Annotated in this window: 14 protein-coding genes; 7 read left to right on the top strand and 7 right to left on the bottom strand. The window is 73.7% G+C overall.

Going from position 1 to position 15,527, the window contains the following annotated elements; genetic code table 11:
* Positions 1 to 303: 303 nt before the first annotated feature.
* On the bottom strand, positions 304 to 798 hold the full coding sequence (locus E1264_RS28095; RefSeq protein WP_132178451.1) for a DUF3145 domain-containing protein: 495 nt from the start codon (positions 796 to 798) through the stop codon (positions 304 to 306).
* A 322-nt stretch (positions 799 to 1,120) separates the two neighbouring features.
* Here E1264_RS28095 and E1264_RS28090 point away from each other — a divergent pair, with 322 nt between their 5' ends.
* From E1264_RS28090 to E1264_RS28075, 5 genes are read left to right on the top strand one after another with little or no spacing between them, the layout of a single operon-like run.
* Positions 1,121 to 2,341, top strand: a complete 1,221-nt coding sequence (locus E1264_RS28090) for a S8/S53 family peptidase (protein ID WP_132178450.1) — start codon at positions 1,121 to 1,123, stop codon at positions 2,339 to 2,341.
* Between the two features lie 54 nt (positions 2,342 to 2,395).
* The gene (locus E1264_RS28085) at positions 2,396 to 2,938 is read left to right on the top strand and encodes a sigma-70 family RNA polymerase sigma factor (RefSeq protein ID WP_132178449.1); all 543 of its coding nucleotides are present in this window, start codon (positions 2,396 to 2,398) and stop codon (positions 2,936 to 2,938) included.
* Positions 2,935 to 3,384, top strand: coding sequence for a hypothetical protein (locus E1264_RS28080; protein ID WP_132178448.1), 450 nt, complete (start codon positions 2,935 to 2,937; stop codon positions 3,382 to 3,384). Before E1264_RS28085 ends, E1264_RS28080 begins: the two co-directional genes overlap by 4 nt.
* Positions 3,381 to 4,154 (top strand): hypothetical protein, encoded by a 774-nt coding sequence (locus E1264_RS45490; protein ID WP_243711220.1) that lies wholly within the window; start codon positions 3,381 to 3,383, stop codon positions 4,152 to 4,154. The genes E1264_RS28080 and E1264_RS45490 overlap by 4 nt, the downstream gene beginning before the upstream one ends.
* A complete protein-coding gene (locus E1264_RS28075; protein ID WP_243711219.1) occupies positions 4,114 to 5,718 on the top strand; it encodes a CHAT domain-containing protein in 1,605 nt (534 codons plus the stop codon). The genes E1264_RS45490 and E1264_RS28075 overlap by 41 nt, the downstream gene beginning before the upstream one ends.
* Before the next feature lie 39 nt (positions 5,719 to 5,757).
* Here E1264_RS28075 and E1264_RS28070 read toward each other — a convergent pair whose 3' ends face one another.
* From E1264_RS28070 to E1264_RS45480, 3 genes are all read right to left on the bottom strand, one after another.
* Positions 5,758 to 6,588 (bottom strand): sulfurtransferase, encoded by an 831-nt coding sequence (locus tag E1264_RS28070; RefSeq protein ID WP_207936333.1) that lies wholly within the window; start codon positions 6,586 to 6,588, stop codon positions 5,758 to 5,760.
* Positions 6,589 to 6,710: 122 nt separating this feature from the next.
* Positions 6,711 to 7,853 carry a nucleotide pyrophosphatase/phosphodiesterase family protein gene (locus E1264_RS45485; protein WP_243711218.1) on the bottom strand — a complete coding sequence of 381 codons (1,143 nt, stop codon included), beginning with the start codon at positions 7,851 to 7,853 and terminating at the stop codon, positions 6,711 to 6,713.
* Positions 7,850 to 8,431 (bottom strand): DUF5998 family protein, encoded by a 582-nt coding sequence (locus E1264_RS45480; protein WP_243711217.1) that lies wholly within the window; start codon positions 8,429 to 8,431, stop codon positions 7,850 to 7,852. The genes E1264_RS45485 and E1264_RS45480 overlap by 4 nt, the downstream gene beginning before the upstream one ends.
* Before the next feature lie 97 nt (positions 8,432 to 8,528).
* Here E1264_RS45480 and E1264_RS44800 point away from each other — a divergent pair, with 97 nt between their 5' ends.
* Positions 8,529 to 8,930, top strand: coding sequence for a hypothetical protein (locus E1264_RS44800; protein WP_207936331.1), 402 nt, complete (start codon positions 8,529 to 8,531; stop codon positions 8,928 to 8,930).
* Between the two features lie 18 nt (positions 8,931 to 8,948).
* Here the strand turns inward: E1264_RS44800 and E1264_RS28055 are convergent, their stop codons facing one another.
* Positions 8,949 to 11,495: a GNAT family N-acetyltransferase gene (locus tag E1264_RS28055; RefSeq protein WP_132178445.1), complete on the bottom strand. Its 2,547-nt coding sequence runs from the start codon at positions 11,493 to 11,495 to the stop codon at positions 8,949 to 8,951.
* Between the two features lie 167 nt (positions 11,496 to 11,662).
* On the opposite strand from E1264_RS28055, the gene E1264_RS28050 reads away from it, so the two are divergent.
* A complete protein-coding gene (locus E1264_RS28050; RefSeq protein ID WP_132178444.1) occupies positions 11,663 to 12,586 on the top strand; it encodes a sugar kinase in 924 nt (307 codons plus the stop codon).
* 15 nt (positions 12,587 to 12,601) lie between these two features.
* Here the strand turns inward: E1264_RS28050 and E1264_RS28045 are convergent, their stop codons facing one another.
* Positions 12,602 to 13,819: a GAF domain-containing SpoIIE family protein phosphatase gene (locus E1264_RS28045; RefSeq protein ID WP_207936329.1), complete on the bottom strand. Its 1,218-nt coding sequence runs from the start codon at positions 13,817 to 13,819 to the stop codon at positions 12,602 to 12,604.
* A 104-nt stretch (positions 13,820 to 13,923) separates the two neighbouring features.
* Complete coding sequence (locus tag E1264_RS28040) at positions 13,924 to 14,949, bottom strand: LysR family transcriptional regulator (RefSeq protein WP_207936327.1); 1,026 nt, start codon at positions 14,947 to 14,949, stop codon at positions 13,924 to 13,926.
* Positions 14,950 to 15,527 lie beyond the last annotated feature (578 nt).

The following is a 15,527-nucleotide window of genomic DNA, read 5'->3' as shown; positions in this document are numbered from 1 at the left end:
GGCTGCCAACGGGTGGCAGGCAGGCTGGCTGCCGGCGGCGGCCGCGCTGCCGATGCGCAGCGGGGCGGGCTGCGGGTAGGCGATGGGTCGGCGGGCGGCTGCGGGCCGGCGATGGCGAGTTGCCGGTCGTCGGCCCGTCGACTTCCGGCCGACGGCCTTGCGGCTGCGGCGGGCGTCGGACTGTGGCGGGCTGTGGTGCCTGTTCCGTGGGCGCGCTCGCGTCGTTCCCGGGGGCGCGCACGTTGCGGGACGAGAACGCTCCAGCGGGACGGCGTCAGGCGGCCGCGCGGATCACCTAGAGGGTCACACGGCCGCGTGCAGCCAGCGGACGGGGGCGCCGTCGCCGGCCCGGCGGAAGGGCTCCAGCTCGTTGTCCCACGGGGTGCCGAGCAGGCGGTCCAGCTCGATCTCCAGGGTGGTCTTGCCGACCGCGGCGTTCGCCATGACGGAGCGGAGCCGGTCCTCGGGGACCATGATGTCGCCGTTGGCCCCGATCACGCCGGTGAACACCCCGAGGGACGGGGTGAAGCTGAACCGGACACCGTCGGTGCCCGGGGTGGGATCCTCAGTGGCCTCGAACCGGACCAGCTTCCACGTGCGCAGCGCGGAGGTGATGCCGGCGGCGGTACCCGGCCTCCCCTCCCAATGAAGTTCGGCGCGCAACGTTCCCGGTGCGGCCGCCTGATCTGTCCACTCAAGGGAAACGGGCACACCGAGAACACCTGCGGCGGCCCACTCGATGTGCGGGCTCAGCGCAGGCGGCGCGGAGTGGACGTAAAAAACGCCACGTGCGGTCACCGGACCTCCTGGATCTGTACCGAGGCTCGTCTTCCCCTACGGCCTCGTACGTCCCAAGTCGGCGTCCGCGTCCCTCATTGTGCATCATCGGCACGAGTCGCACCACCGTGAGAGCACGGATTATCGAACGCTTGACCACAGGATGCACATCGTTCACGGGCGCTGACGGACCAGGTTAGGGCCTGCGGCGCCGCCGCGCGGCGAAAGTTCAAGACGATCGCGTCCGGCTCCGGCCGTGTTCCGCTGTCCGTTATCGGTCACGAACCGTCGCCTCGCGGGCACGATGAGTGCAGGGGCCGGGCCGATGCGAGAGCGAGGACGGATGTTCGATCAACAGGCGCGACTGGACCGGGTGCTCGCGCGGCACCGCGACGCGATCGTGGTGGAGCCGGTGCCGGGACGTCCGGCGCTGATCCGCCGGGACGAAATCCTGGTATCCGGTCAGGACGCCGCCGCGGCCGAGAGCCTCGTGCGTCGCTGGTACGACTCGCGGGACGACGAGCGCGGGGTCACGCGGCTGCGGCTGCGCGCGGCGGCGAAGGTCGACGTGTGCGAACTCACGGCCGGGCTCGGCGCCGGCGCCCCGGTAGCGGACGGGCGGCGCCACCGGTTGAGCGTGTCGCCGAACCATCTCGTCCACGGGCAGCCGATGTGGTGGAGCGGACCCGCGGACCTGCCCCGTCCGGCCGCGCCCGTGCCCGCACCCGAGTCCGCCCGGTCGCAAAGGGACGTGACGGTCGCGATCCTCGACACCGGCCTGTCGCCGCATCCGTGGTACGCCGACGCGGAGTGGTACCGGGAGCAGCGCGCCGAGGTGGAGGAGATCCTCGACGCCGACCTCGACTACGAGCTGGACGCGCAGGCGGGGCACGGCACGTTCATCGGGGGCGTGGTGCTGCGGCACGCGCCGTCCGCGCGGCTCCTGGCGCGCCGCGTCATCGGCGGCGACGGCGTCGGCGACGAGCTGGACGTCATCCGCGCGCTGGAATGGCTCGCCGAGCACCGGCGCGCCGACGTGGTGAACATCTCGCTCGGCTGCCACACCTACGACGACCGCCCGTCCCCCGTGCTGGCGCGGGCGGTCGCGGCCCTCGGCCGCCGGACGGTCGTGGTGGCGTGCGCGGGGAACACCGCGACCGACCGCCCGTTCTGGCCGGCGGCGATGAAGCCCGTCGTCGGCGTCGCGGCGCTGGACGGCGACGTCCGGGCCGCGTTCTCCAACCACGGCTGGTGGGTGGACGCGTGCGCCCAGGGCGTGGACGTGACCAGCACGTTCGTGCGGTTCGACGGGCCGCGCCCGCCCGTGCGCGGCATCGACCCCGACCTGTTCGACGGCTACGCGACCTGGAGCGGAACGTCGTTCGCGACGCCCGCGGTGGCGGGGCGGATCGCCGGTCTCGCGGCGGCGGAGGGCGTCGACGCGGTCACCGCGGCCGACCGCGTGCTCGATCCGGCGGTGCACCCCGTCCTGCCGGATCTCGGGGTCGTGGTCGGTTCTGGAGAACGGCTCGGCCGCGAAGCGGCGATCGTCCACGCGGAGTGACTCATCGATGCCATAGGGTGAGTACTTAGCGGGGGGCCTCGGGAGGAGACTTCGGTGGCCCATTGGGACGACAGTACGGACGAGCTGGTGGTCCGGGCGCGCGGCGGCGACGGCGACGCATGGGCTCGGCTGGTGGATCGGCACAGCGGGCTGCTGTGGTCGATCGCCCGCTCGCACGGGTTGAACGACGCCGATGCCGGCGACGTGGTGCAGACCACGTGGCTGCGGCTGGTGGAGCGCATCGACACGCTGCGCGACCCGGGCGCGACGCCATGCTGGCTGGCGACGACCGCGCGGAACGAGAGCCTGCGGCTGGTCCGCCGGCGCGCCCGCGACCTTCCGCTCGTGCCCGCGCCGCGCGCGCCGGAGCCGAGCGCGCCGGAGCCGGGCCCTGACCGGGTCGTGCTCGACCGGGAGCAGGTCGGGCAGGTCGGCGCGGCGCTCGACGCGCTGCCGCGGCGCTGCCGGACGCTGCTGCGGCTGTTCGCGCTCGCGCCGAGCCAGGCCGAGCTCGCCGCCGCGCTCGGCATCCCCGTCGGCAGCGTCGGCCCGACCCGGGCGCGCTGCCTGGACGCGCTGCGGAGGCTCGTGCCGTGAACGACGACGAACTGCTGGCGGGCATCCGCGACGCGTTCAACGTGCTGGACCCGGTGCCGGACGGCGTGCTGGCGGCGGCGCGCGCGTCGATCGCGTGGCGGGCGGAGGGAGCGACGCTGGCGGAGCTGGCGCGCGACCGGGGCGGGCAACCGGCGGCCGGGCTCCGCGGCGCGGCGGGCCGCGTGCTGACGTTCGCCTGCCCCGGCACCGAGGTGGAGATCGAGGTGGCGGAGCACGGCCGGGACCGCGAGCTCACCGGGCGGCTCGTGCCGTCCGCGCCCGCGCTCGTCCAGGTCCGGCACCGGGACCTGCCACCGGACGCGATCACGACGCGCGCCGAACCCGCCGGGCTGTTCTGCGTGCCGCGCGTGCCGGCGGGCCTGGTGAGCCTGGTCTTCCGGCTGGACGACGGCACATCGATCGTCACGAGCTGGATCCGCCTGTGACCGGGCAGGACGAGCGCGCGCTCCTCCGGCTGACCGCCACCGACCCGGCCGCCGCGTACACGCGGGCGCTCACGCTGCTGAACGACGGCGGCGGAGCGCCCGCGCTTCGGGTGGCCGGGTTGCGGGTGGCCGGGCTCGCCGCCAAGGAGCTGGGACGGCTGGACGAAGGGCTCGCTCTCCTTCATGAAGCCTTGGAACTGGCCGACGACGTCTATACGGCTGCGCAGGTGCGGATGAATCTCGTCGGGCTGCTTACGGCTCGCGGTGACATCGCTGGGGCGCTGGCCCACGCGGAGGAGGCCGAAAGCGTCCTGGAGGGCCCGGACGCAGACCGCCTGGCCGCGAACAAGGCGTGCGCCCTGGCAAGGGCCGGACGCCTTGACGAAGCACACGATGTGGCCGCGCACGCCTTGCCCCGTCTAAGGGATGGGCACGATCCGGCCGCTCTGAACGGCCTCCTCACGAACCTGGGGCTGGCGCGGGCCTTTCGTGGTGACTTCGCTGGGGCGGAGTCCGCGCTGGTGGAAGCGGTTGCGGTAGGTGAAGCGGCTGGGCTGCGTCATCAGACTGCGATGGCCAAGAGCAATCTCGGCTTCGCCGTGGCCCGGCATGGGGATGTCCCGCGCGCGCTTCGGCTCTATGCAGAGGCCGAGCCCGATCTGTCCGGGGAACGCTTGGCGCAATGCCGGTTCGATCAGGCGGAGACGCTGATCATGGCGGGTTTGCCTGGTGAGGCGCGTCCTGCTCAGGGCGCGGTGGGCGTCCGGTGAACGGTCTGCCGTCCTGCTGCGTTCGGCCATGGCCACGGCCGAACGGCTGGAGAGCGGCGGCTGGGCCGACGCCGCCGACGAGGCCCGGATCGTCGCCGCGCGCGTGGCGCTGTCCCTGGGCAGACCGGCCGGGCACCTGCTCTCGTCCGTCGGACGGGCGAGCGGCCCCGCGTCCGCGCAGATCGCCGCCTGGCACGCCGCCGCCCTCGAACGTTCCGCCCGGGCCGACCGCAAGGGCGCGGTGGCCGCGGTACGCCTCGGCCTCCAGGTGACCGAAGACCACGCGGAGGCGCTCGGCGCGCTGGATCTGCGGGCCCGCGCGTCGGGGCTCGCCACCGAACTCGCCGAGCTCGGTCTCGACCTGGCCGGTTCGGCACGGGAACTCCTCGCGATCGAGGAACGGCGGCGGGCGATCGCGCGTCCGGCGCGCGTCCGTCCGCCGAAGGATCCGGAGCGGGCGGCGGCCCTGGCGGCGCTGCGCGCCCTCAGCGTCGAGCGCACGGCCGACACGGCGCGGGCGGGCACCGCGCCGCCGGTGCTGTCGCGGGAGATGGCGGACCTGGAGGCGAAGGTGCGGGCGCGGACGCGCCACCGCCCGAGCGGCGCCGCCCCGCCCCGCTCCGCGGGCATCGCCGAGATCGCCGCCGCGCTCGGTGATCGCGCCCTGGTCGAGATGCTCGCGATCGGCCCGGACCTGCACGCCGTCACGATCATCGACGGCCTGCTCCAGCGCCACCACCTGGGGACGCGCGACGCGGTCGTGCAGCAGGCGGGCCTGCTCCGCTACGCCGTCCGCCGCCTCGCCGGGAACGACCGCGACCCGCAGGCGCTCGACGCCCTCGCCGGCGCGGCCGGGCGCCTCGACGGCCACCTGCTCGCCCCGCTGCGCGCCGACCTCGACGGGCGCGATCTCGTCATCGCCCCGACCGGCGCGCTGCACGGCCTGCCCTGGGCGGTGCTTCCGTCGCTGGCCGGGCGGCCGTTCACGATCGTGCCGTCCGCCAGCGCCTGGCTGCGCGCCCACGACGCCGGTCCTGTGGACGGGCATACGGTCCTCGTCGCGGGGCCCGATCTCCGCCATGCCGGACGCGAGATCGACGCCCTGCGACCCCTCTACCCGGACGCCATCGTCCTGGACGGCGAGAACGCGCGCGCGGAAACCGTCCGCGACGCCCTGGACGGCGCGTCCGTCGCCCACATCGCGGCGCACGGCGAGTTCCGGCAGGGCAACGCCCTGTTCTCGCGCCTGCGCCTCGCCGACGGGCCGCTGCTGGTCCACGACCTGGACGAGCTGACCGTCCCGCCGCGCGTGATCGTCCTGTCCGCGTGCGACATCGGCCGCGCCGACGAGGGCGACGCCGTCCTCGGCATGGCGGGCGTCCTCCTCGCCCTCGGCGCCGGCACGGTGATCGCCAGCGTCGCACCCGTCCGGGACGCGGCCACCCCGGACTTCATGGCCGCGTTCCACGCCCGCCTGACCTCAGGCCAGCGCCCGTCACGCGCCTTGGCCACCGTGCCCCGCCCGCTGGGCGCGGCGGGCCTTCTGTGCATGGGCGCAGGCTGACCCGCATGGGTGACAGGGTGGCGTGCGTTAGCGGGGCTGTCAGTGGTCGCCGGTGGCGATGGGGTTGGACGGGTCCGTCACCCAGTTGGACCAAGAGCCCACGTAGAGGGCGGCGGGGATGCCGGCGAGGTTGAGGGCGAGGATCTCGTGCGCGGCCGTCACACCGGAGCCGCAGTACGCGCCGACGTCGAGCGCGTCGGTCGCGCCGAGCTGGGCGAAGCGCTCGCGGAGCAGCTCGGGCGGCAGGAACCGGCCGTCCACGCCGACGTTCCCGGACGTCGGCGCGTTGCGGGCGCCGGGGATGTGCCCGGCGACGGGGTCGACGGGCTCCTGCTCGCCGCGGTACCGCTCGGCGGCGCGGGCGTCGAGGAGGACACCCGCCGTGGCCAGCTCGGCGGCGCCCTCGGCGTCCAGCACGGGCAGGCGGCCCGGGTTCGCGATGAAGTCGCCCGGCTTGACCTCGGGGTCGTCGGTGCTCACCGGAAGGCCCGCCTCCGTCCACGCCCGGTACCCGCCGTCCAGGACGCGGACCCGGTCGTGCCCGAAGTACCGCAGCGACCACCACACGCGGGCCGCGGACGTGGAATCGGCGTCGTCGTAGACCACGACGAGGCCGCCCTGCGAGACCCCGGCGCGGCGCATGGCCGACTCGAAGGCGACGGGCTCGGGAAGGGGATGGCGGCCGCCGGGGCCGGGCGGCCCGGCCACGTCCTGATCGAGGTCGACGAACACGGCGCCGGGCAGGTGCCCCCTGCGGTAGGACTCGATCCCCGGGGGGCCCGCCAGATGCCATCGGACGTCCAGCAGGACCACGGGTGTCTGCCGCCGGAGCAGCCGGTCCAGCGCGGGCACTTCGATGAGAGGGTGCACACCGCCAGTTTGACCGCCGTCGCTCCGATTAGGGAGGGGCGTTTCCTTGTTCATCTCACCTTCCCGCGGGTTGGGCGGCCGGACGCGGTCAGCGCCCGGACGTGGCCGGTGACCGGACATGATCAGTGACGGGACGTGCTCAGCAACGGGACGAGCTGCTCCGCCGGGACGAGGGAGCCGTGCATGCCGACCATCCGGTTCAGCCACGGCTCCCGCTCGGACGCGACGATCGCGAGGTCGGCGTGCGGGACGGCGATCACGTCCCCGACCCGGTCCGGCATCCCGGGGCCGAGCGGGCCGAACCAGCCGTTCGCGACGGCCTCGTCGCGCGGGACGACCCACGCCCGGTCGCCGAGCAGGGCCGTCCAGGCGGCGAGGACGTCGTCGTGCGCGCCGGGCTCGCTGTAGACGTACCGGGCGCGGGCGTCGCCGCCGAGGAGGGCGACGCCGTCCCGCAACTCGGGGACGGTGTCGGCGTCCACACGCTCCGTGGGGTCGACCATGCCGTGGTCGGCGGTCACGTAGAGGGCCGCGCCGGGCGGCAGGACGGCCGCGATCTGCTGGGCGAGCATGTCCATGAAGCGGAGCTGGTGCCGCCAGTCGGCGGAGGCCGTCCCGTAGCGGTGGCCGGTCGAGTCCAGGTCGGCGTGGTACACGGTGACGAACGAGCGGTCGCCCTGGCGCAGGGCCAGTTCGGTGCGCCCGACGAGCTGCCCGAGCCCGTCGGCGGCGTGGTAGCGGGCGCCGCGTGCGGTGGCGCGGCTGAGCGGAGTGCCGCGGTACTGGCGGAGCGCGACGTAGCCGACCTCGACCCCGGCCGCCGCGGCCCGCTCGTACACGGTCGGCACGGGTTGGAACTCCTCCGGGACGACGGAGTCGTCCTGCCAGCGCAGGCAGTTCAGCAGCCTGCCCGTGCCGGGGATCGCCACCTGCACGCCGAGCAGCCCGTGCGCGCCGGGCGGGGCGCCGGTGCCGAGCGAGCCGAGGCTGCTGACCGTCGTCGCCGGGAACCCGGACGTGATCGGGCCGCCGTCCATCGCGTTCAGGAACGGGGCCTCGTCCGGATGCGCCTTGAGCAGTTGCCAGCCGAGCCCGTCGATCAGCAGGACGCAGACGCGCGGCGACGGCGGCAGGCCCAGAACGTTCACCGCGTCCGGGACGCCCAGCGACGCCAGCACCGAAGGCGGAAGATCGGCGAGCGCGCCCGACCCGTACCGGGGGATGGGCGGCTCCGGAACGGACGGCTCGGCGCCGGGGGCGGTCACCGGGCGGTCGCGGCGGACAGCGCCTCGGCGAACGCCAGCACATGGCCGACCGCGTCCGCGCCGTCCGCGGCCTCGCTGACCCGCAGGGACAGGTCGTCGGAGGTGACGCTGCCCGTGTACCCGTGGTCGGCCTCGCAGTTCTCGTCCCCGCACGTCGCGGGCTCGAGGTCGATGTGGGCGATGGCGCCCCAGCCGATGGTCAGCACGACCTCCGTCGGCGGCACCCCCGGCACGTAGGACGCCGGATCCGGGACGACCCGCGTCACCGCGACCGACTGGACGCGCTCCAGCTTGACGGCCTCCGTCGTGGTGGACGCGTGCGGCTGCGCCATGCCCTCTCCGGGCGGGTGCTCGTCGGTGTGGCACACCAGCAGCCGGCCGGCCGACAGGACCAGCACCGTCACGTGCCGCCTGACCTCCATCGCGGGGTCGAACGTCGCCTCGTGGTGGACGACGTAGGCGACGACGGGCTCGTCCCCGATGGCCGACTCGACCGCGTCCGCGACCAGGTCCGGGTAGTAACCGCTGCGCTCGATCGCCGTGCGCAGACCGCCGGCGGTCGCTCGGGTTTCCCTCATGGCCCCATCCTGCCTTGTCCGAGGGCGGACGTGCACATGACGCCGTCCTCCAGGCCCGCTCGGCGCCCGTCCTCCAGCCCCCACCCACCACCATTCAATGGACGAGCTCCGCTCGGCGCTCGGTGGCGCGGTCAGCGGCGCGATCGCTGGGTACGGGGTCGGCATGGACGAGAAGCCGCTTCCCAAGCCGCCGCCGGTGCCGCCGCCCACCCCGGACCCGGCGCCGGCACCGGAGCCGCTGGTCCCGCCCACCGAGCCGCCGCCCGGTCCGCCGGGGCCCGCCCCGCAACCTCCCGGTCCGGTCCCGCCGGGACCTGCGCCCGATCCCGTCCCTCCGGGCCCGCCGCCGGAGCCGGCACCGCCCGGCCCCGCGCCGGAGCCGTCGCCGCCGGCGCCCGATCCCGACCCGGTCCCGCCGGGCCCCGAGCCGGACCCCATCCCGCCGACCCCGGAACCGGGCCCGCCCGGACCACCTGGACCGCCCGCGCCACCGCGCTGAGGGGCCTGGACGGACGCGTCAGGACAGCCGGCGGGGCCCCAGCTCGGGTCGCGGTCCCAGCGGACGCGCCAGGCTCAGCGTCACCTGCCGGACCGTGACGCCCGACGCGTCCGCCATGACCGGGCTCAGCTCCAGCCGCGCCACCTCCGGAAGGTCGTAGCCGAGGCGGGACGCGCGCAGCAGCAGCTCCTCCAGGGCGGCCAGGTTCACGGGTTCCGCGCCGCGATGGCCGAGCAGCAGCGGCGCGGTGCGGATGGCGCGGATCATCTCCGCCGCGTCGACGTCGGCGAGGGGCGAGAGCCGGTAGGCGCGGTCGTCGAGCAGGGCGGCGGTCTCGTCGGCGATGCCGAACGAGACCACCGCGCCGAACGAGTGGTCCTCCCTGATCACGATGCGGACCGGCACCCCGCCGCCGTCCTCTCCCCCGGCGACCTCGATCCCGTAGCAGGCCAGAAGCTCGGCCGCCCGCCCGGACGGGACCTCCACCGCCTGATCGGACGCGTCCGCCGCGTCGCCGCCCGCCGCGCCGCCCTCGCGCGAGGCGTCTGCGGCGGTCAGCCAGTCGGCGACCAGTGCGCGGGCGCGGTCACGGTCCACCCCGTCGAGCTCCGGTATCCGGCCCGCCGGACGCTGCCGCCACCGCGCGTACCGGATCACGTACGCCAGCGCCCGGACGGCGTCCTCCGGCGACGGGTAGGACGGCACCGACCCCTCGGCGGGCATCCCGTCCGGCCCGGTCACCCGCAGGTCGGCGGGCATGCCCTCCTTGCCCAGGTACGTCGCCACGATCGGCTTCTCGCCGCGGGCCGCCAGCCGCATGATCTTCTCGGGGACGCGCACGTCGTAGCCGCCGATCGTCGGGGGCGTGAACAGCGCCACCACGGCGTCGACCGTCTCGTCCGCCAGCGCCCCGGCGAGCGCCGCCTCGTAGTCGTCGGCGCCCGCGCGGGGGCCGAGGTCGATGCGGGGCCGGACGTCCAGGCCGAGCGCGACGGCCTCGTCCTGCGCCAGCAGCCCGAGCGAGTTCGAGTTGTCGATGATCGCGATGCGGTCGCCCGCCGGGAGCGGCTGGTAGGCCAGGACCTGCGCCACGTCGAACAGCTCCGACAGGTCCTCCACCCGGATCACGCCGGCCTGCTCGAACAGCGCGCTGACCGCGTGGTCGGGCAGCGTCAGCGCGCGCGCCGCGTGCCCGATCGGGACGCCCTGCGTGCTGCGCCCGCTCTTCACCGCCACGATCGGCTTGCGGCGGCCCAGCCTCCGCGCGAGCCGCGCGAACTTGCGGGGGTTGCCCAGCGATTCCAGATACAGCAGGACGGCCTTCGTCGCCGGGTCCTCCTCCCAGTACTGCATCAGGTCGTTGCCGGACACGTCCGCCCGGTTCCCCGCCGAGACGAACGTTGACAGTCCGAGGCCGCGCTCGGCCGTCCGCTGCAGGATCGCGATCCCGAGCGCGCCCGACTGCGAGAAGAAGCCCACCGGCCCGCGTCCCGGCATCGTCGGCGCCAGCGTCGCGTTCAGCCGCACACCCTCGTCCGTGTTCGCGATGCCCAGACAGTTAGGCCCGACGACGCGCATCCCGTAGGCGCGCGCGAGCCGGACCAGTTCCTCCTGCCGGCCGCGCCCGTCGTCCCCGATCTCCCCGAACCCGGACGACACGACGATCAGCCCGCGCACGCCCTTGCTCGCGCACTCCTGCACCACCTCGTGGACGGCGTCCGCCCGCACGGCCACGACCGCGAGATCGACGTCGTCCGGGATCTCCAGGACCGAGGGATACGCGCGGACGCCAGCCACCGCCACCGCCGTCGGATGCACCGGATACACGGGCCCGGTGAAGTCCCCCGCCAGCAGGTTCCGCAGCACGGTCTGCCCGACGCTGTGCTCCGCCCGGCTCGCCCCGATCACCGCCACCGACCCAGGGAACAGCAGCCGCTGGATCGACCGCGACTCCGCCCGGTGCTCGCGCGCCGTCATGACCTCCACGGACGTCTCCGTCGGCTCCAGGTCCAGGACGAGTTCGATCACGCCCTCCTCGAACCGCTGCTCCGCCCGGTATCCCGCCTCCCGGAACACCCGCGTCATCCTGCGGTTGTCGGGCAGGACGCTCGCCACGAACCGGCGCACACCCCGCTCCCGCGCCGCCGCCGCGATGTGCTCCAGCAGCACCGGCCCGAGCCCGCGGCCCTGGTGCGCGTCCTCCACCAGGAACGCGACCTCCGCCGTCGCCGGCCGCTCGCCCTCGGTCCCGTCTCCGCCGGGCCGGTCGCCCTCGGGCCGGTCGCCGAGCCGGTCGTAGCGGACGACCGCCACCATCTCCTCGCCGATCGTGGCGATCAGCGCGACCCGCCGGTCGTGGTCCACGCTCGTGAAGTGTTCGACATCACGATCCGACAGGCGCGGGCGTGGCGAAAAGAACCGGTAGTAGATCGACTCCGGAGACAACCGCGCGTGGAAATCGCGCAGAAGCCCCGCGTCGCCGGTCCGGATGGGGCGCAGATGCGCCGTCCCGCCGTCGCTGAGGACGACGTCGGCCTCCCACTGATCCGGGTAACGCTCGGTCACGTACCCGAGGGTAGGCCACGCGCGCCGGGCCTCCCCGGCACGAAAAAACAGCCTTCCTCGGTTTCGCTGCGCGTTCGAGACCTAATCGGGGCGCAAGAGCTGTTACGGTCGAGCACACGCCCAGAATTGCCGCTCGCGCGGGCCGTGTTGATCGAGGTGATGACTCCATGACGCGCGTGGTCGTGGTCGGCGATCTCATGACAGACACCGTGGCACGTGCCGCGTTTCCCCTGGCCAAGGGGAGCGACACGCCGGCCGCCGTGACGATTCACGGTGGCGGCTCGGGCGCCAACGTGGCCGCCTGGCTCGCCGTGGAGGGGATCGACGTCGCCTTCGTCGGCCGCCGCGGCTCCGACATCGCGGGCCGGAACCGGGACATGGAGCTGATGGGGTACGGCGTCGACGCCCGCCTCGTCATGGACGGGGAGCGTCCCACCGGAACCTGTGTGGTGATGGTCACCCACAAGGGCGACCGGACGCTGCTGTCCGACCCCGGCGCCAACGCCGCGCTCCTCCCCGATGACATCGAGCGCTGCAAGGACCTGTTCACCCAGGGCACCCACCTGCACCTCTCCGGCTACTCGCTGATCAACGAGGGCTCCCGCAAGGCCGCCATCCACACCCTCGACCTGGCCCGCAAGGCGCAGATGTCGGTGTCGGTGGACGGCGGGTCTTCCTCCCCGCTCAAGCGGATGGGCGCCGAGCCCTTCCTGGAGTGGACGCAGGGCGCCCGCCTCCTGGTCGTCAACGCCAAGGAGGCCGAGATCCTCACCGGCCGCGACACGCCCGAGCAGGCCGCCAAGGTCCTCACCGCCTGGTACCCCCAGGTCGTGATCAAGAACGGCGCGGACGGCGCGCTCTGGTACACCAACGGCCGGCCCGAGGCGGTCACCGTCGCCGCCGAGCCCGTCGAGAAGATCGCGGACGGCACCGGCGCGGGCGACGCGTTCGTCGCGGGCTTCATCCCGCCGTGGCTGGACGGCAAGCAGCCCGCCGACGCCCTGACCGCCGGATGCCGCCTGGCCGCCCGCGCCATGCAGCACCTGGGCGCCCGCCCCACCCTCGACGTGGTCGACAACCAGATCAAGTAACCGCTTTTCGGCTCCTCAGGAGAGCGACCGGCGCATCAGGAGCATCGCGATGTCGTCGCCGCTCGGGTGCTTGCCGATGAGCGCGTTCATGACCGCGGCACCGACCGCCTCCGGCGGCCCCGGATACACCGCGTCGCACAGCCGGGTGATCCCGTCGTCGAGATCGTCGTCCCGCCGCTCCACGAGCCCGTCGGTGTAGAAGCACAGCAGGGCGCCGGGCGGGAACTCGACGGTGGTGGTCCGGCGGTCGGCGTCGGCATCGAAGCCGATCAGGACGTCGGGCTTCATGTCCGCCGTGCACACCGGCTGCCCCGGGAGGGCGAGGATCGGCGGCAGGTGTCCCGCCGAGGAGATCCTGACCCGGTCCGGGACGGCGTCGCACACGGCGTACAGCACGGTCGCCGTCGCGTCGGGCTCGAAATGCTGGATCTTGCGGTCGAGACGCCGCAGCACCTCCGCCGGATCGCTGCTCTCCATCGCGTAGGCCCGCAGCGCGCTGCGTATCCGGCCCATGACGACGGCGGCCGACAGGCCGTGGCCCACCACATCGCCCATGACGATGCCGGTCTCGCCCGACGGGAGGGGGAACACGTCGTACCAGTCCCCGCCGACGTCCTCCTTGCCGGGACGGTAGCGGGCGGACATCTCGACACCGGGGATGTCCGGAAGCGCGGGCGGCACCAGGCTGCGCTGCAGTTCCCGGGCGCCGGCGCGTTCGGCGCGGCTGAGCAGCGACTGCACCGCCATCGCGGCGCGCGCCGCCGCGAGCTTCAGGAACTCGACCTCGTCCGGGGTGAACCGGCGCTCGGTGAGCGCCCCGACGTGCATGACGCCCACCAGCGCTCCGCCGCAGATCAGCGGAACGCCGAGCAGGGTGCGAAGGCCCCGCTGGACCAGCAGCGGGTTGTACACGTCGGCGGCGGACACATCGGTGATGAAGACCGGCCGCCGCTCCTGGGCGACGCGCCCGGCGAAGCCCTCCCCCAGCGGGACGCGGACGGCCTGGCTGATCTCCTCTTCCAGGCCGTCGGCCGCGGTCGCCACGAGGTACCGCGCCTGGCGGTCGAGGAGCAGCACGACGGCCGTGTCCACCTCCATGACCTGGCGGACGCGTGCGAGCAGGGCGTCCAGGAACTCGTCGACATCCATGTGAGCGAACGAGTCATCGACGATCGCCCGGATGTTCGCGAGCTTACGGGTGACGCCCGCCAGGGAGGCGGATGAGTCCTTCACCCAAGCGACTGTATGCGCAGAATCGAACGTTCCACACTGTTAATGCAGCTAAGGAGGGCTATGGGCGATAAATCCGCAGGTCCCGGCCGTGGACCCACGGAGGCTCACGCGAGCGGGGTGTAGGTGCGGACGTCCTCCTTCACCGCGGCCCACAGGCGGTTGAGGGGGTGGCCCGCGTCGTAGCGTTCGAGGTCGGCGCGGCGGACGAAGGCGCCGGTCATCAGCTCCGCCTTGGGCTCCAGGTCGTCGTGGAGCGCGATCGTGCGCAGCGGGACGGCGTCCGGATCGTCCTGGGCGGCCATCCCGCGGCCGATCGAGCCGGTGACGATCATGCAGCCGCGGACGAACCCGGAGCGCAGCAGCGACAGCCCGTAGTGCACGTCGTCGATGTCGGCGACCACCGTGAGGCGTTCGCGGAAGCCCGCCCCGTACCAGGTGGCGAGCAGATCGGCGACGAGCCCGGCGGGCGGCACCACCAGGGGGATGCCGGCGAGCCGGCTGGTCTCGACCGGCGTGTCCGGCAGCTCGGATTCCGGCAGGTTGGTCAGCAGCAGCGCCTGGCCCCGGGCGTACTCGATGACCTCGTACTCCTTCAGGCGCAGGTCGCCCTCGGGGGTGCTGACGATGCTGCCGCAGATCAGGTCGACCTGCCGGGTCTCCAGCCGCGACCACAGCTCCTTCGTCCGGACGTGGGCGACCTTGAATTCGACCTCGCGCTGCCGGAACTCCTCCGACACCAGGTTCCACGCCCGCGACACGATCGGCAGCGTGAACTCGGTGGTGCCGACGGTGAGCATCCGGCCGAGGCGGCGCCGGCTCCAGTGAATGGACTCCAGCCATTTCTCGAACGTCAGGCGTGCCAGCTCGACCGTAGTCTCACCGGTCGGTGTGAAGAGGAAGTCCTTGCCGCGCCCCTGGCGGACGGTGAGCACTTCACCACACAGTGTCTGGCTGTTCCGGTTGAGCGTGTCGAGCTGCTTCTGGACGCTGGACTGCTCGCGTCCCAGAACGCGGGCGGCTCTGAGCGCGGACCCCGTCTCGTGCACGACCAGCAGCGTCCGCATTTGGTCGAACGTCATATCGAGCAGCCCGGACGGGCAGTCCAGGAGTGCGTCAAGCGTCGGTGACACGGTGAGGGACATTACTACCTGCTCCGCGACCCCGCCGAAATGGCCGAACGGTCACCTTGACGGGAAATGATGACATTTCCCGCTGAACTTATCTCAAGATGTTCTCCTAAACAACTGGACAGACTTTTCTAACCTCTAGAACACTTTCGTTTGGGCCACTCCCCTGCCGCCGTCATCCGTCCCACCGAGACCGGCGGCGCTCCCGGGCGTGCCCCGGCGGTGCCGGCCGCCGGGGCACGCCGCCCGGGGTCCCGACTCCCGTTCGCCGCGGCCCTTCTCCGCCGCGGCGCCGGGGCCGGACGCCGGCCCGTGTGCGGGGCCGCGCGCACGGGCCGGCCACCACGCTCCGCCCGCGCCCACGGGGGCGCGCGGGCGGCACCCCCCAGGAGCCGCCGACCTGACCGGTTCACCGCCCGTCGCGTGGTCAGCGGAAGGACCCGCTGATCACAGAACCACCGGAAGGAAGCAGCACTCCCCCAGCGCCCGAACCAGCAGGCCCGGCGGGTCCCACCGGCCCAGCGGGCCGGCGGGGTCAGCGGGCGCCGGGTCGGCGGGGTCAGGGGCTGCCAGGGCAGTGG

The sequence above is a fragment of the Actinomadura sp. KC216 genome, from assembly GCF_004348535.1.
Taxonomy (GTDB): Bacteria; Actinomycetota; Actinomycetes; order Streptosporangiales; family Streptosporangiaceae; genus Spirillospora.
This window is presented reverse-complemented; position numbering and strand designations above follow the sequence as displayed.